The 22365-nt window shown below is 34.5% G+C and carries 20 protein-coding genes and 1 tRNA gene; 4 read left to right on the top strand and 17 right to left on the bottom strand.

Translation table 11 applies throughout. The annotated features are described in order from the left end of the window. The first annotated feature begins 304 nt into the window (after nt 1–304). The 3 genes from A6I66_RS15035 (at nt 305) to A6I66_RS15025 (ending at nt 3054) form a co-directional block, all read left to right on the top strand. Nucleotides 305–955 (top strand): outer membrane beta-barrel protein, encoded by a 651-nt coding sequence (locus A6I66_RS15035; protein ID WP_067151253.1) that lies wholly within the window; start codon nt 305–307, stop codon nt 953–955. A gap of 231 nt (nt 956–1186) precedes the next feature. Continuing rightward, a complete protein-coding gene (locus A6I66_RS15030; protein ID WP_067151233.1) occupies nt 1187–1633 on the top strand; it encodes a hypothetical protein in 447 nt (148 codons plus the stop codon). A gap of 77 nt (nt 1634–1710) precedes the next feature. Next, nucleotides 1711–3054, top strand: a complete 1344-nt coding sequence (locus A6I66_RS15025) for a dihydrolipoyl dehydrogenase family protein (RefSeq protein WP_067151230.1) — start codon at nt 1711–1713, stop codon at nt 3052–3054. 62 nt (nt 3055–3116) lie between these two features. Here the strand turns inward: A6I66_RS15025 and A6I66_RS15020 are convergent, their stop codons facing one another. The 5 genes from A6I66_RS15020 to A6I66_RS15005 all read right to left on the bottom strand — a co-directional run bounded on the left by A6I66_RS15020 (nt 3117) and on the right by A6I66_RS15005 (nt 6529). Beyond that, nucleotides 3117–3539, bottom strand: coding sequence for a hypothetical protein (locus A6I66_RS15020; RefSeq protein ID WP_067151227.1), 423 nt, complete (start codon nt 3537–3539; stop codon nt 3117–3119). Nucleotides 3540–4133: 594 nt separating this feature from the next. Next, a tRNA-Met gene (locus tag A6I66_RS15015) sits at nt 4134–4206 on the bottom strand. A gap of 121 nt (nt 4207–4327) precedes the next feature. Further along, complete coding sequence (locus A6I66_RS16540) at nt 4328–4510, bottom strand: CPXCG motif-containing cysteine-rich protein (RefSeq protein ID WP_084399713.1); 183 nt, start codon at nt 4508–4510, stop codon at nt 4328–4330. Between the two features lie 60 nt (nt 4511–4570). Continuing rightward, nucleotides 4571–5398: a leucine-rich repeat domain-containing protein gene (locus A6I66_RS15010; protein WP_067151224.1), complete on the bottom strand. Its 828-nt coding sequence runs from the start codon at nt 5396–5398 to the stop codon at nt 4571–4573. A 126-nt stretch (nt 5399–5524) separates the two neighbouring features. Further along, nucleotides 5525–6529 carry a DUF481 domain-containing protein gene (locus tag A6I66_RS15005; RefSeq protein ID WP_169815742.1) on the bottom strand — a complete coding sequence of 335 codons (1005 nt, stop codon included), beginning with the start codon at nt 6527–6529 and terminating at the stop codon, nt 5525–5527. 180 nt (nt 6530–6709) lie between these two features. Between A6I66_RS15005 and A6I66_RS15000 the strand changes: the two genes are divergently transcribed. Further along, nucleotides 6710–8887 carry a tetratricopeptide repeat protein gene (locus A6I66_RS15000; RefSeq protein WP_067151218.1) on the top strand — a complete coding sequence of 726 codons (2178 nt, stop codon included), beginning with the start codon at nt 6710–6712 and terminating at the stop codon, nt 8885–8887. On the opposite strand, the gene A6I66_RS14995 is transcribed toward A6I66_RS15000, so the two are convergent. The 12 genes from A6I66_RS14995 to A6I66_RS14940 all read right to left on the bottom strand — a co-directional run bounded on the left by A6I66_RS14995 (nt 8877) and on the right by A6I66_RS14940 (nt 21491). Beyond that, nucleotides 8877–10229 (bottom strand): BatD family protein, encoded by a 1353-nt coding sequence (locus A6I66_RS14995; protein WP_067151215.1) that lies wholly within the window; start codon nt 10227–10229, stop codon nt 8877–8879. The genes A6I66_RS15000 and A6I66_RS14995 overlap by 11 nt on opposite strands. Then, entirely contained in the window at nt 10223–11923 is a 1701-nt protein-coding gene (locus A6I66_RS14990) for a VWA domain-containing protein (protein WP_067151212.1), read from the bottom strand. The genes A6I66_RS14995 and A6I66_RS14990 overlap by 7 nt, the downstream gene beginning before the upstream one ends. Then, on the bottom strand, nt 11923–12915 hold the full coding sequence (locus tag A6I66_RS14985; protein WP_067151209.1) for a VWA domain-containing protein: 993 nt from the start codon (nt 12913–12915) through the stop codon (nt 11923–11925). Before A6I66_RS14985 ends, A6I66_RS14990 begins: the two co-directional genes overlap by 1 nt. Further along, nucleotides 12908–13381: a DUF4381 domain-containing protein gene (locus A6I66_RS14980; protein ID WP_067151206.1), complete on the bottom strand. Its 474-nt coding sequence runs from the start codon at nt 13379–13381 to the stop codon at nt 12908–12910. Before A6I66_RS14980 ends, A6I66_RS14985 begins: the two co-directional genes overlap by 8 nt. Then, nucleotides 13368–14318, bottom strand: a complete 951-nt coding sequence (locus A6I66_RS14975) for a DUF58 domain-containing protein (RefSeq protein WP_067151203.1) — start codon at nt 14316–14318, stop codon at nt 13368–13370. Before A6I66_RS14975 ends, A6I66_RS14980 begins: the two co-directional genes overlap by 14 nt. Before the next feature lie 12 nt (nt 14319–14330). After that, on the bottom strand, nt 14331–15299 hold the full coding sequence (locus tag A6I66_RS14970; protein ID WP_067151200.1) for an AAA family ATPase: 969 nt from the start codon (nt 15297–15299) through the stop codon (nt 14331–14333). A gap of 10 nt (nt 15300–15309) precedes the next feature. Continuing rightward, the gene (locus tag A6I66_RS14965; RefSeq protein WP_067151197.1) at nt 15310–16356 is read right to left on the bottom strand and encodes an HAD family hydrolase; all 1047 of its coding nucleotides are present in this window, start codon (nt 16354–16356) and stop codon (nt 15310–15312) included. A gap of 205 nt (nt 16357–16561) precedes the next feature. Further along, a complete protein-coding gene (locus A6I66_RS14960; RefSeq protein ID WP_067151194.1) occupies nt 16562–17242 on the bottom strand; it encodes a hypothetical protein in 681 nt (226 codons plus the stop codon). Between the two features lie 21 nt (nt 17243–17263). Continuing rightward, on the bottom strand, nt 17264–18001 hold the full coding sequence (locus A6I66_RS14955; protein ID WP_067151191.1) for a porin family protein: 738 nt from the start codon (nt 17999–18001) through the stop codon (nt 17264–17266). A gap of 72 nt (nt 18002–18073) precedes the next feature. Further along, nucleotides 18074–18793 carry a DUF3575 domain-containing protein gene (locus tag A6I66_RS14950; protein ID WP_067151188.1) on the bottom strand — a complete coding sequence of 240 codons (720 nt, stop codon included), beginning with the start codon at nt 18791–18793 and terminating at the stop codon, nt 18074–18076. 228 nt (nt 18794–19021) lie between these two features. Further along, on the bottom strand, nt 19022–20056 hold the full coding sequence (locus tag A6I66_RS14945) for a LacI family DNA-binding transcriptional regulator (protein WP_067151185.1): 1035 nt from the start codon (nt 20054–20056) through the stop codon (nt 19022–19024). 481 nt (nt 20057–20537) lie between these two features. Further along, the gene (locus A6I66_RS14940; protein ID WP_084399711.1) at nt 20538–21491 is read right to left on the bottom strand and encodes an alpha/beta hydrolase; all 954 of its coding nucleotides are present in this window, start codon (nt 21489–21491) and stop codon (nt 20538–20540) included. Nucleotides 21492–22365 lie beyond the last annotated feature (874 nt).

Raw genomic sequence — 22365 nt, 5'->3', positions numbered from 1 at the left:
TGGAATTAGTTCCTAACTTATCATTAACAACCAAATTTTCATAACCTTTTTATCTCAATTTGTTGATCATAAATCTGTTATTGTTTTTGAATTTATAAAGTTTAAAATAGGTACTTATACACATATTAGATGCTATTATGGTAATGATTAGAACAATTAAAATTTAAATCATGCAAGTTGCACGTAAGTTTTTTTCTATCTATTTTTGCTTGAAATTAATCCCTCAAGAAAGAAAAGCATTAAAAAATATAAACAATGGCTTTTCGACTTGTTGATTTTTATTAAACTTAAAAACAACTTAATTATGAAAAAAAGAATTATTGGAACAGCATTAGCTTTATTTGCATTTGGATTTGCACAAGCCCAAAATTTACCAGATAAAGAGCTTTCAGAAAGTCAAGTGCGTCAAGAAATGAGATCTGCTAAAGGTGTGTCATTTGAACAAGGAGACATGTTCGTAGAAGGCGGTGTATCTGTTACAACAGAAGGTGATAACACATCTTATGGTATTAATCCTAAGTTTGGATACTTATTAAGTGATAAAATCGCTGTTGGTGCTGATATTGACTTTGGAGGAAGTAAAGATGGAGAAGATAAAGAGAACTTTTTTGGGATTGGTGGTTTCGCAAGATATTATTTCTTAGAACTATCTCAAAAACGTTTTAAAGCTTATGGTGATGTTGGTATTGGGTATGGTCATTCTCGTATTAGAGGTTTAAATGTAGATGGATCACGTTATGATAATACAAATAATGATATTAAAGCTAACCTTACTTTGGGTATTAATTATTTCTTCACTAAAAATTTCGCTGCTACTTTTGTATTAGCTGATATTTTAGAGTACAATAATGCAAACCCTGAAGATGGTGATTCAAGTAATAGGTTTGAATTTAACTTTAACTTATTTAATAACCCATTTGCACAACCTCAATTTGGTTTATTATATAAATTCTAATGATTTAGATATCTAATCATTAAATAAACAAAAAACGTCTAAGTCTTACTTAGACGTTTTTTTTTATGCTTTATTTTGAGGTTTCACCTTCGAATTTTATTTATAATATTCAGTATACTAGTTTATTATGTTTTGTTATGTGTTTTTTTTCAGTCAAAAACTCCTTTATTTCAGCTAATAAATATGGTCTGTATCCTTTAATATTAAGGTGTTCATTTAAAAACTAATATTATGATACCTGTAAGAATATTTTTTTTAGGTTTATGTGTTTTAGCATTTAGTGCTTGTAAAAACGAAACCTCTCATGAAAACGTCAACAAAACTCAAAGTATCGAAAATGATGCGTTGGGTAATACTACTAATTATAAATCTTCTGGCAATTTTGAAGCAAACGAGGCTGCTATTGAGGTGGAGTCTGATAGCGTTAATGAAAATTGGAATTTAGATAATCCGGAGCGTCGTGAGAAACTTTATGCGCGATTTAACATGAGCCCAGACCAAATAAATCAATATGAATCTTCATTAAAACAATGGCATGCCGATCATGAAGAAAATGCTTATGCGCTACTAGAGGTGGATGAAAAGACTGAAATTGAAAAAACCATTCTAAAAGCTATTCTAGACGATGACCAATTTGAACAATATGAAAGTTGGGCTGCTCGACAGTATCTCAGGTAATCCTGTATAGATTTTTTAAGGTTAAACAATTTTGTGAAAAAGGTCATGTAGCATTGTTCGAAGTGCTACATTGAACTATGGAAGAATTTGATGTATTTGTTATAGGTAGTGGTGTTGCAGGACGACTGGTAGCCAAATTATGTGCTAGAGAAGGCTTAAAAGTGGCTATAGCTGATAATAGAGCTTTTGGTGGTACTTGTGCGAATAGAGGCTGTGATCCTAAAAAAGTTATTTTAGGTCCTACAGAGGTGTTTGAAATGGCTAGTAATTTACAAGGTAAAGGAGTTTCGGTGTTGCCGGAGTTAAACTGGGAAAAAAATCAAAAATTTAAACGAGAGTTTACCTATAATGTTCCCGCAGGAACCGAAGGGCAATTAAAAGACTTGAGAGTAACCTTGTTTCATCAATCCCCTAAATTTTTAGATATTAATACACTTTCTGTAGAGGGAAAAACTGTTAAAGCAAAAAAAATAGTTATTGCTACAGGGCTTGTCCCTAGGGTTCTAACTTTTGAAGGTGCAAATTACTTACATACAAGTGACGATTTTTTGAAGCTAAAAAAGCTTCCTAAAAGTATGATCTTTATAGGTGGTGGTTATGTAGGTATGGAGCTTGCTCATATGGCAGCACGATATGGTTGTGAGGTTACGCTAATAGAACGAAACGATGGCATTCTAAAAGCGTTTGATAATGACTTAGCCGCCGACTTGCTTCAAGTTTCAAAAGCATTAGGTATTAAATTTATTTTCAACGCTGAAGTGGATTCCGTAGAAAAACTTCGTAAAAATCACCGTTTAAATTACACGGTCGATGGCAAAAGTAGCTCGCTAAAAGCACGCATAATTTTCAATACAGCAGGACGTGTTCCAGCGATTAGCGAACTTGGATTAGATCAAGGAAATGTCGCTTACTCAGATGCAGGAGTTATGGTAAATGCTTATTTGCAAAATACTACAAATACAAGTGTGTATGCCTGTGGCGATGTGTCTTCCTACAGTGTGCCGCTTACACCGCTTTCGGGTATGGAGGCTAAAATTGTTGCCGAAAATATTATAAACAATAATAAAACGCAAATAGACGTGCATACAGTACCATCTGCGGTATTTACTTTGCCTAATTTAGCTTCAGTTGGTTTATCTGAAAAGGAAGCGAAAAAACAATATAGTAATGTTATTGTAAGACAAGATCGCGTTGGACACTGGTACAATGCCAAACGGTCGAATGAAAAATCATATGCCTATAAAGTGTTAATTAATGAAGCTACTAATGAGGTCCTTGGTGCACATATATTAGGATCGTGTGCTGCTGAAACGATTAACTTATTCACTTTAGCAATTCATCAGAAAATAAAAGTTGATGCGCTTAAAAGTATGGCATTTGTGTACCCGACTTGGGGAAGTGATATTAAAAAGATGTTATAAGAGCCAGAAGGTTATTCGTCTCACTTAAAATTATTAACGGCATATATCAATTTAAGTAATGTTTATGGTATCTGATTGGTAAATGGTGTTCTATCGTTAGGTAAGTTAAGTGCAGCCAGTATTTTATTTAATTCAGCCAAGACATCTTTATCAATTAAATCGGTATTAATTTTTAGTTCCTTTTTTTTAGTTTTTAGGGTATAGTCTCCGGCAAATTTTTTAATCCATGTGATGTCATTCAGATTTATTGTTTTCCAATAGCCGTATAGTCCATTTTTTTTGATTATGCCATCCTGAATAGTGAGGTATTGATAGGTCAAATCATGTAAGTATTGTCCGAAGTATAGAACTCCAATAACCAAGTATCCGTAATCCGTCCATCTTAAATGGTCTTCTGCCATCACATTATAAGTTCCGAAGGCTATCCATATAATACTTATAATTAGATTTGCTATGAGCCTTTTTTTCTTGAATTTAATTTTCATGCTTGCTTTTTAGTACGGAAGTAATATCAAGAATTTTTTAATTACTGCCAACTTGTAGTTTTTATGACACGTACAATATAATACAATGATTTCATTTTAACACTCATTTTATTTATGACTTTAACTTCCGTGGACTAGAAGCCTTAAAGCATGAACAATAAAAATAAAAGTAGTGAGGGGGGAACCCTTAAGATTTTCATTTATGAGTAATTATTTTTTGATTAATAACTTAATGACAAGAATTTTAGTTCTGTCTTGTATAATAATATTAATAAACAACAAGTATAATATAAATTAAAAAAACTTATAAATATTGTAATTATATTAGCCTAGTAGTGAAGTGGCTTAAGGAAATTGGAATATAATAGTCCAGAGAACATAGTAGTAAAATACTTTAATAAAGCTTTCAACGGTATAATTAAACGTCCAGAAGTTAATTTAGAAAGGTGAATATATAATGAGAATTCTTCCTTTTTAGATTAACCACAATTTTTGCATAAACACAACAATTAGGATTGATTCCGTTTGATCCCAATTAACACTAAAATAGTATCCAAAAAAAAAGAGTAATCATTTCTGATTACTCTTACTTTGTAGCGGGAACTGGACTCGAACCAGTGACCTTCGGGTTATGAGCCCGACGAGCTACCTACTGCTCTATCCCGCGATATTTAATCCTAAAACGACTAACTTAGCTTTTAACTTTCGGTTCATAATGCCGACCTAGTTGTTTCGGACTGCAAATATACAACCCTTTTTAGATTCTGCAAGTTTTATTTTTAAAAAAATCACTGTTCAACGCTATGTGCTTGAAAATCTATTATTTGGCTATCCATTATTTTCAAAGAAATTTCTATAGGGTTACAACAAACTTCACAGTCTTCAATATATTTTTGTGTTTTAATTGAGCTGTCAATTAAAACGGATATACTTTCCCAGCAATATGGACAGTTAAATGGGTATTCAATCATATTATTAAATAAAAAAAAGCCATTAATAGATGGCTTTTATATAAGTAAGTTAAGAATAGACTACTGTGCGCTATCTACATTCACACTTTCAGTAGAATTTTGTAATTGTAATTTTCGTAAAGCTTCAGGTTTTTTCCCAGAAATACTAATGTATTCTTGATTCAATTTATTGTTACTTACCATTATGGTATTTAAATTTTTCAAGTTTATAAATTCGTATGGTAAATCACCAGTAAACTGGTTTTTCGAAAGCAACAATTCTTCAAGGCTTGTTAATTGAGCCATTTCTAAAGGAATTTCGCCTTCCATTTTATTATTCATTAAACTCAACTTTTCTAACTTTGTTAAAGCAGCAATCTCAACAGGGATGGTTCCTGTTAGTGTATTGCTACCCAATAAAAGCTCTTTTAAATTGGTTAATGACATTAATTCTACCGGGATTTCACCAGATATGTTGTTTTTATATAATTTTAAAGTTTCTAACTTTTTTAATGACCCAATTTCGGCAGGTATTGGGCCTTCAATTTCATTCATAAACAATTCTAAAGAAACTAATTCTGTAAGGTTTCCAATGGTAGTAGGTACACTTCCTTTTATTTTGTTAAAGCCTAAATTTATTTTTTTTAGATGTACTAAGTTGCCAATAGCCTCAGGAAGTTCACCCTTAAGATTATTAAATTCTAAATTAATTTCTACAACCTGATCATTTTTAATTTTTACCCCATACCAATTTTCAACAGACCCATCAATATCCCATGAGGCGTTCCAATTGTCTCCATTAGTAGCTTGGTATAATGCTATTAAACCTTCCTTTTCTTCTGGACTAATATTAGCGAAGGCACTGGTTGAAATAAGTAAACAGATTAAAATTAGTTTTAGGGAATTCATAATTTAAATTATATGTTGGTTTTAATTTGCAACCAAAATAGGGTAAAAATAGATGAAAAACTATTTTATTCGTTGAAGTGTGTATGTTTTGTAGTCAGAATCTTATCAATAAAGGGAGCTAAAAGCTTAGTCAAATTTCCAGCCTACACCAGTGGTAAGGACGTAATCGGTATCGTTACCCTCGATAGCGGGTTGATTATCATAGTTTATTGAGAACCCTGCTTTAATATAAAAATCTGATGGTAAGTCATATTTTACCGTAGTGTCAACATCCGATCTTATCCTGCCTTTTTGAGATAAACTAGGCAATAACCTTGCTTCCGCTGTTAGGCTGATATCTTCAAAATTAAACAAATTGAGTACGGAGCCAATAAACGCTTCCGAGGATGTTTTATCCAGGCTTGAGTCCACATAATTTTCAATATTGTATGAAAAACCTAAAGTAAGACCCCAATACAGTTTATTGTTGTTTTTTATGAATTTACCAGCACCTAAACTCGGGCTAATCCTGGCGTCAAGCGCCTGTTCTGTATTGGATAAAAATGAGGTGTTTGCTAATAAATACCACTTGCCATCTATAATAATACGATATATGTCAAGCTTGGCATCTGTACGCTTAGTCTTGTCGGCATCATCTTGTATGGAATTTAAAATACTTATTGATCCATCCATGAGCCACATTTTATCAATATAATGTAATGCGCCACTTGCCGTGAATTGATGCAAATTGTTGGCTTTAGATATGTTATATCCTAGATCTATAGATCCCATAAAACGTTCCCAAAATTCATCATCAATTTCATTTAAAGCCACCATTTCACTTAGTGTAAAAGTGTGAATTTTTCCATCTTCGGTAATCACTTGACCAAGACCTTTTTTATTTGTAGTTAAATTTCCAAAGCGTCTACGGCCTTCGGTTAAAATAACGAGTGTTTTCTTTTTTAAATGGATGTAATCGACTTTATCAAATTCTACCTTAAAATCACTATCACTATAATCTGTTTCTATAGTAATAACCCCTTGTTTTAAAAGTTTCACCTCTCCAATAAGTAGTGTTTTATCTTTAAGTTTGAGGGTGTCTGCTTGTGAGATACCTAAGAAAGGTAAGCAAAATAAGAATAGATATGTCAATTTTTTTTTGAGTAGAAATGCAATCATATGAAGGGAAAATGGTTAGTTAATTAAAATGTAAAAACATCAGTTTGCAATTTAATAATAATTGAAAATTAAATAAAATATTGAAGGATTTTATTCCAAAACAGGGGAGCTTTTCGGTGGATTTATTTAAGTTTGTTTTGAGAAACTTAGCTTATGAATCGTTTTAATTTTTTTTATGGTATCGTTTTATTTTTGATAGTTTGTACATCATGTAAAAAAGATGTTTATAAAGACAAAACGGACACTAAGGCTATAGTGCACGATGAGGCTGCAACCTATATTGGCTCTAAAACTTGTGTAGAATGTCATAATGAAGCTTTTCAAGAATGGCAAGGGTCTCATCACGATTTAGCCATGCAAGTGGCTAATGATGCTACAGTGCTTGGTGATTTTAATGATCATAAAACGACTATTGACGGGGTTTCTTATCACTTTTTTAAACGCGATAACAAATTTATAGTTTCTGTAAAAGAAGTGGATAAATCTGTTAAAGAGTATGAAGCCAGTTTTACTTTTGGTTTTACACCCTTGCAACAGTATTTAGTAGATTTTGATAAGGGTAGAAAGCAAGTGTTAAGAGTGACTTGGGATACTGAAAACAAGAAGTGGTTTCATCAATATCCAGGAGAAACGATTGTTCCAAACGATTGGCTGCATTGGACTGAAGGTGCTCAAAACTGGAATACCATGTGTGCCGAATGTCATTCTACAAACCTTCAGAAGAATTATAATGCTGAAAGGGATGAATTCCATACCACTTACGACGAAATTAATGTGACCTGCGAAAGTTGTCATGGACCTGCTAGCCAGCATGTGAAATGGACCTCAAATAAGGAAGGTGGGCAATACCCGGATAAAATTTTAAAAGGGCACACGCAAGAAGAACAACTTACCCTTTGTGCGCCTTGTCATTCCAGAAGAAGTAAGCTAACCCCTAATTTAGAACCTGGCAAATCTTTCGAAGATCAATACTTGCTTCAAAAGTTATCGACCAACTTTTATCATGGTGATGGTCAAATCGATGAAGAAGATTATGTTTATGGATCATTTTTACAAAGTAAGATGTACATGAATGGTGTAAAGTGTACCGATTGTCACAATCCGCACTCCATGGAATTAAAATTCGATGGAAATCAATTGTGCTTGCAATGTCATGTTCCTGCAAAATACAACACAGAAAAACATCACTTTCATAAACAAGGTACCGAATCGGCCTTATGTATAAATTGCCATATGACAGGTGAAGTGTATATGGGGAATGATTTTAGAAGGGATCATAGTTTTAGAGTGCCACGACCAGATCAATCGGTTAAACATGGTACGCCAAATGCCTGTACAGGATGTCATGCTGATAAAACGGATGCTTGGGCCGCTAATATGGTTGAAACTTGGTACGGCACTGAACGTCCTGATCATTTTTCGGAAAATTTGTTGTTAAGTACAAAATCGGAGTTAACGGTGGCTGAAAGGGCTAAACTGGAATCTTTTATTAATGATCTGAGTTATCCTGAAATAGCAAGAGCAACAGTTATTGATAATTTACCATTTGTAAATCAATCACAATACGCTGCATTTTTTACGGCATTAGATGACGAAGCAGCACTTGTACGGTATAGTGCGATTTTGAAATTTAGACCATTGCCCGCTGAAAATCGTAAAGCCATTGCCGAAAAAATGCTAAATGATTCTAAAAAGTTAGTACGTATTGGGGCAGCTCAGTTAGTAGGTGATATGGATCCAGAAACCTTTGCCGAACCTCATAAAACAGCGCTTATAAAAGCTAATGAAGAATATAACATCATGTTGTATAGTAGTGCCGATTTTTCTAACGGACGTATGCAATTGGGGGATTTTTACTTGCAGAAACAAGATTATACCCAAGCCATTGAACAATATAATATGGCCATAAAAATGGATAGTTTGTTAATTCCAGTATATCCTAATTTAGCGACAACGTATTCGCTAGTGAAGAACTATGATAAAGCTTTAAGCACTTTAAATACTTGGGTTGAATTAGAACCGAAACAAGGACGACCACACTTTTTAAAAGCCTTATTGTTTTTTGAGATGGATAAGCCAGTTGAAGCAGTTTCAGAATTGAAAAAAGCGATTCAACTTAATCCGAAGGATGGACGATCCATGTATAATTTGGCAACCTACTATTATCAAGATAGTAAAGATTTAAGTGCTGCAAAAAAACATATTAACCAAGCCTTAAAAGTGGAACCAGGAAACCCAAATTATGAATATTTACTGGCTTTAATTTATCAGAATTTAGGTGAAAATGAAAAGGCCCAGCGTATAATTTCACGATTACAGACTAATCAGTAGTCGTAGGGTTTAACCATTTGTCGCTTTTAACGGAGGCTTTTTGAGAAGCTTTTAAGTACTTTAAATAGTTTTTTCTTCCCGTAATTAATTGTGACAATAAATCTTGATAGAGTTTACTATTGACTTGGTTTTTATTAAAGGTTTCACGGTTTATTTTATTTAATGTTTCGTTTAGGTTTTTAAACATGGGAAGGGTTCCCAAGTCATGAAGCGATTCAAATTTTGGTTGTAGCTTTTTAATCCACACATGACTCGCAGCGATAAACTCGTAGTAGTGTTTTTGTTTTAATGTTTTTTTGACTTCCGCGAAAGCGTAATTTTCAGAATTTAAATAAGCTCGTCGTCTACGCTTGTAAACAGGAATACTGTATTTAATACCTTTAATAAGTATAAAAATAATAAGTAAAATACCAACCAGATATTCTATGAAGGTTTTGGGAGTGAGACCGAAAATTAAAAAAGGCTTTTCTTCTGCTTCAGCGGTACCCTCAGCTTCTTTTTGCAATGACTTTTTAATGGTCGCCAGCATTTTTAAATCGGCATTTGGTTTAACAGAAATCATTACAGAATCTATATGTTTTCTGTAGAAACGCTTACTGTTTGGGTTCCAATACACGTATTCTAAAGTGGGAATCATAACGTCACCTTCTTTTTCAAATAGGTAACTTACGGTTTCAGTACGACTGGCCGAAACCGATGTTTTAGATTTAGTTGTGTTTACCTTGGCGCGTTTCGGGTAAGTGCTTACTCCGGGAATACTGTCCCATGTGGTTGCTGGGAGGAATTCGGAAACCGTACCTGCAGCCGATCGATGAATGGTACGCTGAAGTACATCACCTACTTTAATGTCGGATAAGGGCATGGACCATTTTTGGTTAATGTTTAATGAGTTTGAAACTAACCAGTTATTTAAACTATAGCCTAAAGGAATGTCTTTAACATGAATGGTTTTGGGTTTCGTTTTCACGACATGTTTAATGCCTTTAAACCCACCAACTTTTGGAGATTCTACGTGAATGGATAAACTGGGAATGGTAATATCTCCTTGTTTGGTAGGGAATACATTATAATAAAAACTTACGCCAGAGTAGTTTTTACCACTAAAAGTTCTAGAGTTACTTACCGAACGAAAATATACGGTTAATGCGCCATCAATTTGAATATTACCCACGTCTATACCCGAGGTAAACCAGGTAGAACTATATACCGACACCGTTAAATGGATCGGTTGTCCAATATAAGCTTCAGTGGTATTTGTCGTTATATAACTGATAAGGTTTTGGCCAAAAGCAGCAACCGAAAGCAAACCAAAAACCATATGTACAAAGATCTTTTTTACCATGAGTTATCTGTTTTTTCGGTTTTAACCATGCCTTTTTTTATTTGATATCGAAACTTTTTCGTTAAAAATAGGGCAGGATCGTCATCTACTTTACGCATCAAAATATTTTTTGGTATATCTCCTTTTCCAGATTTAAAGTTGTCGGGGAGTTCATCCAATTCTTTGCCTTTACGCTTTCCAGTTTCAACGTTTTCTTCCAGCCTTTTTTTCTGCATGTCTTTTTTAGTGGCTTTTTGTCCGCCACCACTCAAATCTTCAGGTGATTTGTTCTGCTTGTTTTTGGCTTGTGGCTTGTCTTCTCCTACCGCTAAATCTTCAGGCTTAAGGTTTTCCTTATCGTTCATGGTTTGCACGATATGCTGTAGGTTTCCTTTGGCATTGGCATTGTTAGGGTCCTTTTGAATAACTTTTTCGAAGATCTCTTTCGATTCTTCTAGTCGTCCTAATTTAGCATAGGTTAAGCCTAAATTATACATGCCATTTACTGTGGAATCTTGTTTAAATGCTGTTTCTGCACTTAGGAAGTCACCAGCCTTGTAATAAGCCACACCTTTATGCATGGGGTCTTTGAACTTTACAGCAGCTTTTGCGTAATTTTTAGCATCATACTCTTGTTGGGCTTGGTATTGTTGTGTGTACCACAAATCTTTGAATTTGAAATCGCTCTTTTTTTCTTTCGAGCAAGATGATAAACACAGCATGATTATTATAAGGTTTATCGACCAACCCTTACGGAAACTAAACAAGAAAATAAAAGCTAAAGGAAAAACCAACCAATAGCCGTTATCTTTCCAATTTTCATCTTCTCTACTGGTTACGTCTTCGAATATAATATGATCACTTATGGCTTTAGCCAAATCTTTAACATCACTATTGTCTAAGGTCATCTCTACAATTTCTACTTGATCGAGTTCTGCTAGGGTATTAAGTTTATTACTGTTCAGGGCTGAAACTTGTTTTTTATGTCCCGGAATGCTTGCCCCACTTGGTGTTGCAAAGGGATAAATGTAAATTCTAACGTGATTTTCTTGTAAAAAAGAGCTTAACAATTCTATTGATAATTCATCTAAATCATCGGTAATTAAAAGAATTTTACCTTCTGCTTTGTTATCGGTAAAAAAAGTATTCATTCTATCAAATAGTAAGTTGAACGAGGTACCACTATGCGGCATCATTCTTGGTTGTAGGCCGTCTATTTGATCGAGAATGATTTTGTAATCCGTTGTAAAGGGGATGGCGACATGTGTAGAGCCTGAAAAAAGTAATAAATTGGTTTCTGCTTTGGGATTGGCTTCTAATAAATCGTGAATTTTAAACTTAGCTCGCTCTAAACGATTGGGTGACACATCGGTGGTTAGCATGCTTTGAGACATGTCTAAAGCTATTACAAATTGCGATTTTACTTTTTTTGCAGGCGCTTTAAACTGGCTCCAAGTAGGACCCAAATAAGCAATAAGGCCGATGCCAAACATGATAATTACCGAAAGCCGAATAAGTACGGTTTTCCAAACCGTTCCTTTTTGAATCACATACGGTCTTAAATGTTTCGCAATTTGTTTTTTCCATGTAAAAGTTTCCTTATAAAATAGAAAACCAACGCACAGAATTGATATTGCTATGATACCATACCAAAGGTGTTCCGCTCTTAAAAAATGGAATTTATTCCAATCGATATGTTTTATTTCTTCTAGCATTAGGAAGCAGTAAGACGTTTAAAAATTACAATGAGATTATTTATAAAAACTAAAGCAAACCCTAAAATTAAAGCGATGCCTAAAGGGTAGTAGTAGAGAAGTGTTTTTGGGGTAAAACTCTCTTCTTCATACTCTATAGGTTCTAATTTATCTAACTCGGCATAAATTTTTTCGAGTTCTGCGGCATCTTTGGCTCTAAAATATTTGCCTTGGGTTAATTCTGAAATTTCGGTTAAGGTGCGCTCGTCAAGATCTGAAGAACTACTTCCTGGGTCACCAATTCCAATGGTGTAAATGATCGTAGAATCTTTCTTGGCCATGTTGGCGGCATCAAGTGGAAGTATGTCCATACCACTATCGACGCCATCCGTTAAAAGCAGCATCACTTTGTTTGAAATGGTATCGCGCTCGAACATATCCATGCCTTTTACAATGGCTTTACCGATGTTTGTCATTTGTCCGGCCATACCCACATCGGCTTCGTCAAGCATGGTTTTTACAGTTTCTAAATCGGTTGTAAATGGTGTTTGAATATAGGCGTTACTAGCAAAAAAGATTAGGCCCATTTTGTCACTTTCTCGCTTAACAATAAAATCCTGCATGATGTTTTTAACAGCAGCCCAGCGGGTGACTCTTTTTTGATCTATAAACCAGTCGGTGTTAGCCATACTGAAGGATAAATCGGCTAGAATTAAAAAATTACGGGAGGTCTTAATTTTCTTTTCAGGTTTTCCTACGAGCTCGGGCGAAGCCATGGCTACAATTAATAGGAGCCATATCACATACATTAAAAAAGAAGCTACCCAAGAGCGTTTTTTTACATAAGAAGCGCGTTTGGGCTTTTGTTTTGAAACATTAGCACTGGATTTAAAATAGGGGTAGATTAATGCCGTGCTTCTATTTTTAATGCTAGGCAAAAGCCAATACACTAAAAAAGGTAATATGGCTAATACAGCCATGTATGGGTATGCAAAATGAAAATTATCAGGCATGTTTTTTAATCCAAGTTATACTGGTTTCTACAAATTCATTGAAATTAAACGAATCGGCATTTTTTAATTCATTTTTATATATCGCATCAGTGATGACGTTGCTATGATTGGTGTAAAAGGGTTTTTTAAGTTTTTCATCTAAAAAATTTAGCCAAGATGCGCCATGTAAAGCAGCGACCTCTTTTCTATCATACGTTTGTAGGGCTGTTTGCTTGATGATAAACATAATTTGAGGTATTAACGTATCGTTTGCTGTGGTGTTTTGAGATTTTAAGGCTTCTATTTGAGACACCGCTGCTCTTCGGTATGCGTTGTGTTTGTATTTTAAATAGAATTTGTATATCAAAAACAGTAGCCCCAATGCCAAGAGAAAAAACACAATTTTCCACCCCAAGGTTTCCATGGTGAAAGGAATAGGGGGCGCTTCAATAATCGGGCTTAATGTGCTATTATTATCTTGCTGCATTCGTGTTATAATTACTGAAAACCTCAATGAGTTGGTCTTCTACAGGTTCGTGGGTGTTTATTTTAAAAATGTTTATTTGATATTTTTCGAGTTCAGATTGGAAGTTTTTGTAATCGTATTCAAAGGCCTTATTAAGCGTGTTATTTAATTTTTTATTTTTTCCGTTAAGATTAATTTGATATTTGGTGTTTGTAATAGTCAGCTTTTCTTGAGGAATATGCTCTTCAAGTTCATCGTAAACTTTGATGAGTACTAAATCATTATGAAGGGCTAGCTGACTTAGGTATTGCACTACTGAAGCGCTGTATCTTCGAAAATCGCTAATGATATAAACCACATAATCGTGGGTTACAATATTATTTATTTTTGAAATGATTTCGGTTAAGGTACTTTCAAATTCAAAAGGTTCAGGTTGGTAAATCTTATGATTGGCCTCAACTATTTTCTGTAAAAAATAAATGATGTTTCTTGGATCCCTTTTCGGGGTAACGACCTCATATGTTTTTCCAGAATTGACCATACCGCCAACACGATCGCCTCCTTTTTTTATCTTATGAGCTAAAATAGAAGCCAGTTCTCCAGCAACTACAGATTTGGTCTTTTTGGTAGATCCAAATCCCATGCTAGCCGATTGATCCACATAAATAAAAGCCGGCTTTTCTTTTTCTTCGGTGAATACTTTAGTGTGTGTTTTACCAATTTTAGCGGTAACATTCCAGTCAATTTTTCTTATATCATCTCCTAAAACATAAGGTCTGGATTCTTCGAAATCCAATCCGCGACCTCGTAATCTTGAGGCATAACGTCCCGATAAAACACTGTTTGATTTTTGTTTTCCTGAACCCAAATTAATGATAGTACTTATAAGTTCGAACTTTAATAGCTGCTCGAGGGTAAGAAATACATTTGGGTTTTTATCAGACTTGGACGCTTTCATAAAGGGTGTTTTTTAAGCTACAACAGCCACAACTTCTATCAATTTATCGATAATTTGATCGGCCGAAATACCTTCAGCTCGACCTTTGTAGCTAATGGCGATACGGTGGCGTAATACATCTTTAATGACACTATGAATATCTTCAGGTGTTACAAAATCACGATTTTCCATCCAGGCATGAACTCGACTACAGCGGTCTAAAGCAATAGTGCCTCTTGGACTAGCTCCAAAATCAATAAGTTTATCCAATTCGGCATCATATTTTTCAGGGTATCGGCTGGCGGAAATCAAGCTCACCATATATTTTTCCATGTCTTCGGAAACCTTAATTTTTGATATTTCTTTTCGAGCATCAAAAATGGCTTGTTGTGGAATGGTTTTTAAAACTTCTTTAGTGGTTTCGGGAGCCGCTTCTCTTTTGTTGAGGCGCATGATTTCTAGTTCTGCATTATCATCTGGATAATCAATAATAGTATGTACTAAGAATCGATCCATTTGAGCCTCAGGTAGGGGGTAAGTCCCTTCCTGCTCTATAGGGTTTTGCGTCGCCATAACCATAAATAGGTCTTCCATTTTATAGGTTTTCCCAGAAACGGTGACTTGGCGTTCTTCCATAGCTTCTAATAATGCCGATTGAACTTTTGCTGGCGCTCTGTTAATTTCATCAGCCAAAATTAAATTACTAAAAATAGGGCCTTGTTGAAACATGAATTTTTCAGTTTCATTAGGGAGATAAATTTCAGTTCCAGTAATGTCCGATGGCAATAAATCGGGCGTAAATTGTATGCGGCTTAACCCGCAGTCTAAGTTTTTGGATAGCGCGTTTATCGCTCTTGTTTTGGCTAAACCAGGTAATCCTTCTAACAGCATATTACCATCGGCAAGTAAAACTAATATGATGGTGTCAATTAACTTTGCTTGTCCGATGATCGATTTAGACATTTGTTCTTTTAAAGTGGAAACAGATTCAAATGGCGTCATAAGTATAGTTTTAGTTGTTTGTCTCAAAAGGGTAAATCACCTTCCAATCGTTTTTCATATCGATAATAGTCCAGCTATTTTCTTGGGCATAATCTAAACCTTTATCAAAAGTACCTATATGAGATTCTCTATCGTAAGCCCATTCTCTGTCAGCGTCGGTATGATGTACATATAGTTGAAAAGATTTATATTTACTAGAAGCCGAATATTGAAGCATTTGTAAATCACCATCGGAATTTCCAGCTGCAAACACAGGTTTTTTACCAATAAACTTATTAATACCAACAGGTTTTCCTGCTTTATCGTCGATAAAATCGATTTGAGGTAATCTCTTTATCTGTGCTTTACCGTCTTCAAACGTAAATTCAGTTTTAACACTACTTCCAACAACTTGATCCTTTGGAATGCCATAGGTTTCTTCGGTCCAAGGTCGCATAAATTCAACACCGCCACCAGAAACAATATAAGTTTTGAAGTTATTAGCTCTTAAATAATCTAAGAGTTCAAGCATGGGTTTAAAAATGACTTCATTAAACGGTTTTTTAAAGCGTGGATGCGTTTCATGGGCTAACCAATCTTTTACAAGGTCTTCAAATGCTTCAGCAGTCATACCAGAATGTGAAGTCATAACCAGTTCTACAAGTCCTTTTTCTCCTGAGGCCATTAAAGCTTTCATATCGTTTTCTAAAACGGCTTTAAAAGGTTGTTTGTTTTTCCACTCTGGATGTTCTGGAGCTAAGGCTTTGATGCGATACATGGCGAAGAAAAGCTGAAAATATGCAGGTTGCTCACTCCAAAGAGTACCGTCATTATCGAAAGTAGCGATGCGGTCGGAGATTGGAATAAAATTAGGGCTTCCACTAGTAATGACGTCTTTGACATAGGATGTAATAGCTTCTTTTGTAGCACCATCATTCCAAGAAGGAAGTGGGTCTGTAATTTCAGTTTCAGGTTCCGGAGCTAGAATGGTCTCCGATTCTTTTTTAGAATTACAGCTTGAAATTACAACTAAAATAAAGGCAAATAGTAATGCCTGAAGGGTTTTTTTAGTATTCATACGTATTAGGTTAATTAATTAGGATGAAGATACAGAAAAAAATGATTCAAAGGAAATTAAGATTTTTTAAAAATATTTGTTCTGATTTCCAACTTATGAATTATGTAGTTTGATTAAAGTATAAAACGCCAATAAAAAGCATAAAAAAAGTCCGATGAAAATATTCAACGGACTAGGTTTTTATAAGTTAGAGTGATCTATGAGTTTAGTCTTCTAAACTTTCCATGATTTTTGGAATTAATTTTTCAGCAGCTTTGTGTGCATCATTAGGGTCTCCAAGGCTGGTTGTCACTACAGCTACCAATTGTTTGTCGGCTGGTTCATCTAAATTATAGGCTACAGTTTCTAAAATATAGTCGGTACTTACCGAAGTTGAGGTTGAGGTTGGAATATATCCACCAAACGACCCATAATACGATCCGTAGGCGTAAGGTTGCATGTAATAGTCATAGAATCCTCCGTAATATCCAGGGTATCCGCCATAGCCCATACCCATATAAATACCATTTGTCGATTGGGTAACCGTTTGTTTTTTATCCTTAATAACCGTTAAAACTACAGCATTATAGCCTTCGCTATCCATTAAACTTTTAATAAACGCAACACGCTCTTCACTCATTTCTAATTCTGGGTGTATTTGTGGGGCTTTTGTATAACTTTCGGTGGCTTTAATGCCTTTTGCTCTTAAGGCATTGGCGATTTCCATTTCAAAAGCGATACGTCCCTGATTGTTCGCTGTTCTGCCTATAACCAGTACGTTTTTAGTTTTGAAAAGGTCTACGATAGAACCATCGGCTTTCCAAGAATTAACGACTTTGGCTGGTTTACAAGCTTGTACTAAAAATAGAGCAGCAAGGATAAAAGTTAACGTATTGATTTTTTTCATTAGGTAATAAGTTGTTTTTAATTAATCGGAATATGATTCTAGGTTTTTTTCTGCCAATTCATCAGTAATAAAGGGCAAACTAAGGTGTAAAGATAGGTAATTAGAACGATTAAAAGCTGTGCTAATTTGGTCATTTAAAATATCGGTAAACCCAAAATAATATCTTAGATGAATGTGAAGGCCTTTACCTTTATGGGCTTTCCCAAGTATGTATCCAATATCTGCCATCATACCATAGTCAACATCTCTTGTGTAGCCATCGAAATTCTGAGTAAAATCGCCTTCTGGTCGTTGGAACTCAGCTCGTGATTTTTGAAGAAATGAAACCTGAGGCGCTAAACTGAAGCGGTATCTTTTGTTGTTAGTTTGGTAGGAAAAAAATATTGGAACGTCAATATAGTCTAGTTTTATTCGTGTTGGGACATCTGTATAAAGAAGGTCCAATTCTGCGTTTCCAGAATTTAAGGAATAATGGTTTAGAAATAAGTTACGTTTGGCCATGAAGTAGATATTTGGACAAACATACCAGTTGTCGTTTAACTTAATATTACCTCCAATACCAAAATTGATACCCATTTTAGATCTGCCGTGATCTTCTAGGTTAGAATAGCTCATAAATGTTCCACCAGCTTCCAGACTTACATTGAAATTTTCGGTGGCTACTTTATCTCCAAAAAGCAGGGCAAATAATGCTGCTTGGGCTTGTAAGGATGTTGATAAAGCAAAAAATATAAAGCCTAATAGAAATGTTTTTTTCATAATTTAAAGTGTAATGCTATACTGGTTCTTGAAGGAATACGATCAAAATAATTTAACTGATTTCTGTTGGTATTAGAAAGCATAAGTTAAGGATATGCTATATCGAAATGAAGGTAATCTAAGGTCTGATTTACGCTTTACTTGACTAAATCTAAAATCGCCTTCTAAAAAATCGAAAAGACTATACTTCTCTAAAGCTTCATTAAAATCATCGTAAAACTCATCGGGTAAATCTTTTTTATTATCTAAAGAAAAGTTGTAAAAACCAGCTCCAGGTCCTGCAATAAGAAAGTCTACAGCAAACCTTTTTGAAATAGGTAGTTTGTACCCAACCATGAGCCCTACAGAAGTCACCCCTATTTTGGCTTCAAATTCAAGTTCGAAAGTAGTTCCAGAATCGTTAATGTAAATACCATCTAAATCAGAATTAAAACCAGAATATTTTACATAGGCTCCAATGTAAAAGCCAATCATTCCTGTTTGTCTTATGTTGTTAAGGTAGTATCTCCCTTCTGGAACTAATTTAATTCCGGAGTAAGTGATATCACTGGTTTTAATTTTATCGGTGTCTAAACCTGATAGTTTTACAAGTCCTTGGGTACCTTTATATCCAATACCTAAATCAACAGAGAAATGATCGCTTATTAAGCGTTCGTATTTAAACTGAAAGGTGCCATCAATAAGGTCGGTGGCAAGAAAGGCAATTTCATTTGCTTTTACAGGACGACTTTTTTGTGCGTTACAAATAAGTGAAAAAGCGCTAACGCATAGCAGTGTAAAAATATATTTCATAATAATCACGATTTTGTAAGGGTAAATTAAAGATACATCATAAATTATGGAATGGTTAAAATTAGTACATTATTTTGACTTAGGATTGGGAATTACTGGGATAAAGTTTAATAAATTAGTTGGGTTATATTACAAATGTTTCGGTACATGAGTTCTTGATTGGTATCAAAAACGTAGGTGAATTAAGGGCAAAAATGAAGTTTAGTGTTAGATTTGGTAATTTGATTTTTAGTGCTGAGTGACCTTGTTTGAAGAAGATTGTCTGATAATTAATTGTGGATTGAGTACTACTTTCTTTTGAGAACGAGTATTTTTAGAGTTATTAACTTCCTCTAAAAACACTTCTGCAGCTAATTTACCCATTTCAATTGGGGATTGATCTACGGTTGAAATGGATAGTTCCAGGAGCTCCGTAAATGGTTCATTACTAAACCCGATAACACCGATGTCTTCAGGTACTCGCAAACCATGATCCTTAAATTCTTTAATGGCACCTAAGGCAGAGAAATCACTGGAAGAAAATACGCCATCTGGCGGATTATCCATTTTTAAAAACGTTTTAACAACTCTTCGGCCTTCTTCAACTTTACTCAATGCTTCTATAACTAAATTTTCATCAAATTCTAAACCATTATCTATGATAGCCTGTTTATAGCCTAAATACCTTTTATTAAATATTTGTAGTCGTCTGTCATTCGAAATATGCGCAATGCGCTTATAGCCCTGATCTATTAAGTGCTGCGTGGCTTCATAGGCTCCCTTGAAATCGTCTATAGTTACAGAACTAACTCCGTTTATGTCTTTCTTTCTATCAAAAAAAATTAAAGGAATATTCTCCTTTAAAACACTATAATAAAGGTCGTTATTGTCACGTTGAATATTTGGTGTCGACATAAGAATACCGTCAACTTGTAGATTGAGTAAAGAGTTAATGTTACTCGTTTCTATACGTTCATCGTCATGAGTCTGACATATAATAATGTGATATCCTTCTGGGTAGAGCGCTTCTTCGATACCTCTAATTACCGAACCAAAAAAGTTCGTATTAATTCGGGGTACTACAACGCCAACGTTATAACTTTTACCACTTTTTAAGGCCTTAGCGAGTCTGTTCTGCTCATAATTCATGTCTCGAGCTGTCTCTAATACTAGTTTTCTGGTAGCGACACTAATTTTTGGGTTGTCATTTAATGCACGAGAAACAGTAGCTGCAGTAATGTCTAACCTCTTGGCAATGTCATAAATTGTGGTTTTTTTATTCATTATCTAGTAGGTGAATTTTCGACATAAAATTAAATATAAAAAATCACGAAATTTATTTTCGAGCGTTAATTTAAATTTATTGTTTCAAAAGGTAAAATGGATTTGTACAATGAATAGTAAAATTAAATCAGAGATAAATTAATAATGATGACACCCATTTATCTAAGTTAGGCGCCACAGAAGTAGCCAAATTGGCTGTTGCTGAACTAAAGAAAAACGTACCTGATATGTCAAAATTATTAAAATAAACAACCCAAGTTTCTGACTCACAACAGTCATTTTAACGTCATTTTAACACGGGGAATATGGGTTCATGACATTTGTCATAAAATGCATCTTACTTTATACGGAACTTTGTCCTGTTAATGTAAAACAGTGGTTCGTTTTTCATATAAAATGTTTGGTTAGTTTAGAACTGTTCAGTTTCCGAGAATGCTGAACAGTTTTTTTTTGCACCAACCTTAATGCTAGTCGGTAAGTATTACGATTGTCCAAATACTTTATTTAGAAAGTCTACACTATAATTCAAGGTCGTATCAAACCAAGGATCCATTAACCAAAATGCTGGCGGAGCGTTTGGGATGGTACGAGTTTCGGTGTAGGTTTGAAATATTTTTAATAAAGTTGTCATATCGCTTTTTCCAGCATTAATTTCTGGGTTCGAGCCGTTAATGAAGAGTATAGGAGGGGTGTGTTCTCCAACGTATTGCAGAGGAGAAGCTTCCTTCCAGGCATTTTCATTTTTATTTCTTGAACCGTTTAACCAAATGCTGGCCATGCTATTTTCAGCGGGGGCGTTTTGATGAACGAACGACACAATGCCATCTATATTTATAACTGCTTGAATTTTATCAGAAGGTTCATCATCTGTGCTAAAAATTTTAAGGTGAGATGTTACTCCTGCCAAAGTGGCTAATAAACCTCCAGAATCGGCACCCATTACAGCAATCTGGTTTGGATTTATTTTGTATTTCTTAGCGTTTTTTCTAACCCACCTTACGGCATCCTTCACGTCGAAAACGGCAGCAGGATATCGCGCTTCTAAACTCAAACTATAGGCAATTGAAACACCAACAAAACCGTTTTGTGCCAGGTGTTGTGCCATAACACGTTGGTTTTCTTTTTGACCAGTAAGCCAACCGCCTCCATGAACGAGTATGACCGCGGGCATAAGTTTTTTAGGTTTTTTAGAAGGACAGTAGACGTCTAATTCTAATTTTTTATAACGGGTTTTCTTATATACAATGTCCTCATTATATTTAATGTCATCGGTATTTAAAGGTGTAATCATTTTAGCAGAATCGTAATTCTGTTTGGTTGCCTTATAAATATCTACCAAATTGTAGGTGCTTTCACTTGTTTGTCCGATAGTCCAATTAGGAGTACAGCATAATATAAATAATAGTAGACTACTAATTTTGGATAATAAGTTCATGATGTCAATTTTAGTTCGAGCTCAAGGCAACTTCAACTATATTGAGGGAGAAGTGTTGAAAAATGCAAAGAACTACGGTTAGTTGATTTGGGCTTTTAACCTTTTAAAATATTCATGGAATATTTTTGAGATCGGTTATGGTGTTATTTTGGCTGAAAAATACGTATTTTCATTAAATTCCCTAATGTTATGTTAAAATTTAACATTAATAAAATGTGATTAACCCTAATAAAACGATAGGATTATAGCTGTTTTCGGACAAAAAATGAATTAGTGTATTTAATTTGAAATTCTCACTCAGAGTTGTCCGGTTGCCATAATTAGTCCTTTGTGTATTTAACAGATGTTTAACAGCACTGGCGAAGGTTTATGATATTTATCATAATATACACTTTGGTTTATTCGGAACTTTGTCCTGTTAATGTAAAACAGTGGTTCGTTTTTCATATAAAATGTTTGGTTAGTTTAGAACTGTTCAGCCTCCGAGAAAGCTGAACAGTTTTTTTTGCTTCGATTTTTAGAACTTAAAAATGGGTGCTGAATACCATTCTAAAAGAAATGAAATCATTCGTAAGAGGCCCCCAAAAAGTAGCTTTCAGCTTGTGTTTTAGTAATTTTTAAGAGTCGTTTAACAGATGTTTAACAGCACTGGTGTGGGTTTATGACAATTATCATAAAATGGATCTCACTTTATTCGGAACTTTGTCCTGTTAATGTAAAACAGTGGTTCGTTTTTCATATAAAATGTTTGGTTAGTTTAAAACTGTTCAGTTTCCGAGAAAGCTGAACAGTTTTTTTTGTGCTTATTTTGAAAAGCTAGATTACGAGTTTTGGTCCCGATTAATTTCTTTTTTTTGTCCCTATAATTTTGTTA

Origin of the sequence: Pseudotamlana agarivorans (assembly GCF_001642835.1) — a bacterium.
GTDB classification, from domain to species: domain Bacteria; phylum Bacteroidota; class Bacteroidia; order Flavobacteriales; family Flavobacteriaceae; genus Pseudotamlana; species Pseudotamlana agarivorans.
This window is presented reverse-complemented; position numbering and strand designations above follow the sequence as displayed.

What these genes read in the sequence shown, in the direction of transcription:
- A6I66_RS15035 (WP_067151253.1), top strand. Translation starts at nt 305, where the DNA reads ATGAAAAAAAGAATTATTGGAACAGCATTAGCTTTATTTGCATTTGGA.
- A6I66_RS15030 (WP_067151233.1), top strand. Translation starts at nt 1,187, where the DNA reads ATGATACCTGTAAGAATATTTTTTTTAGGTTTATGTGTTTTAGCATTT.
- A6I66_RS15025 (WP_067151230.1), top strand. Translation starts at nt 1,711, where the DNA reads ATGGAAGAATTTGATGTATTTGTTATAGGTAGTGGTGTTGCAGGACGA.
- A6I66_RS15020 (WP_067151227.1), bottom strand. Translation starts at nt 3,539, where the DNA reads ATGAAAATTAAATTCAAGAAAAAAAGGCTCATAGCAAATCTAATTATA.
- A6I66_RS16540 (WP_084399713.1), bottom strand. Translation starts at nt 4,510, where the DNA reads ATGATTGAATACCCATTTAACTGTCCATATTGCTGGGAAAGTATATCC.
- A6I66_RS15010 (WP_067151224.1), bottom strand. Translation starts at nt 5,398, where the DNA reads ATGAATTCCCTAAAACTAATTTTAATCTGTTTACTTATTTCAACCAGT.
- A6I66_RS15000 (WP_067151218.1), top strand. Translation starts at nt 6,710, where the DNA reads ATGAATCGTTTTAATTTTTTTTATGGTATCGTTTTATTTTTGATAGTT.
- A6I66_RS14995 (WP_067151215.1), bottom strand. Translation starts at nt 10,229, where the DNA reads ATGGTAAAAAAGATCTTTGTACATATGGTTTTTGGTTTGCTTTCGGTT.
- A6I66_RS14990 (WP_067151212.1), bottom strand. Translation starts at nt 11,923, where the DNA reads ATGCTAGAAGAAATAAAACATATCGATTGGAATAAATTCCATTTTTTA.
- A6I66_RS14985 (WP_067151209.1), bottom strand. Translation starts at nt 12,915, where the DNA reads ATGCCTGATAATTTTCATTTTGCATACCCATACATGGCTGTATTAGCC.
- A6I66_RS14980 (WP_067151206.1), bottom strand. Translation starts at nt 13,381, where the DNA reads ATGCAGCAAGATAATAATAGCACATTAAGCCCGATTATTGAAGCGCCC.
- A6I66_RS14975 (WP_067151203.1), bottom strand. Translation starts at nt 14,318, where the DNA reads ATGAAAGCGTCCAAGTCTGATAAAAACCCAAATGTATTTCTTACCCTC.
- A6I66_RS14970 (WP_067151200.1), bottom strand. Translation starts at nt 15,299, where the DNA reads ATGACGCCATTTGAATCTGTTTCCACTTTAAAAGAACAAATGTCTAAA.
- A6I66_RS14965 (WP_067151197.1), bottom strand. Translation starts at nt 16,356, where the DNA reads ATGAATACTAAAAAAACCCTTCAGGCATTACTATTTGCCTTTATTTTA.
- A6I66_RS14960 (WP_067151194.1), bottom strand. Translation starts at nt 17,242, where the DNA reads ATGAAAAAAATCAATACGTTAACTTTTATCCTTGCTGCTCTATTTTTA.
- A6I66_RS14955 (WP_067151191.1), bottom strand. Translation starts at nt 18,001, where the DNA reads ATGAAAAAAACATTTCTATTAGGCTTTATATTTTTTGCTTTATCAACA.
- A6I66_RS14950 (WP_067151188.1), bottom strand. Translation starts at nt 18,793, where the DNA reads ATGAAATATATTTTTACACTGCTATGCGTTAGCGCTTTTTCACTTATT.
- A6I66_RS14945 (WP_067151185.1), bottom strand. Translation starts at nt 20,056, where the DNA reads ATGAATAAAAAAACCACAATTTATGACATTGCCAAGAGGTTAGACATT.
- A6I66_RS14940 (WP_084399711.1), bottom strand. Translation starts at nt 21,491, where the DNA reads ATGAACTTATTATCCAAAATTAGTAGTCTACTATTATTTATATTATGC.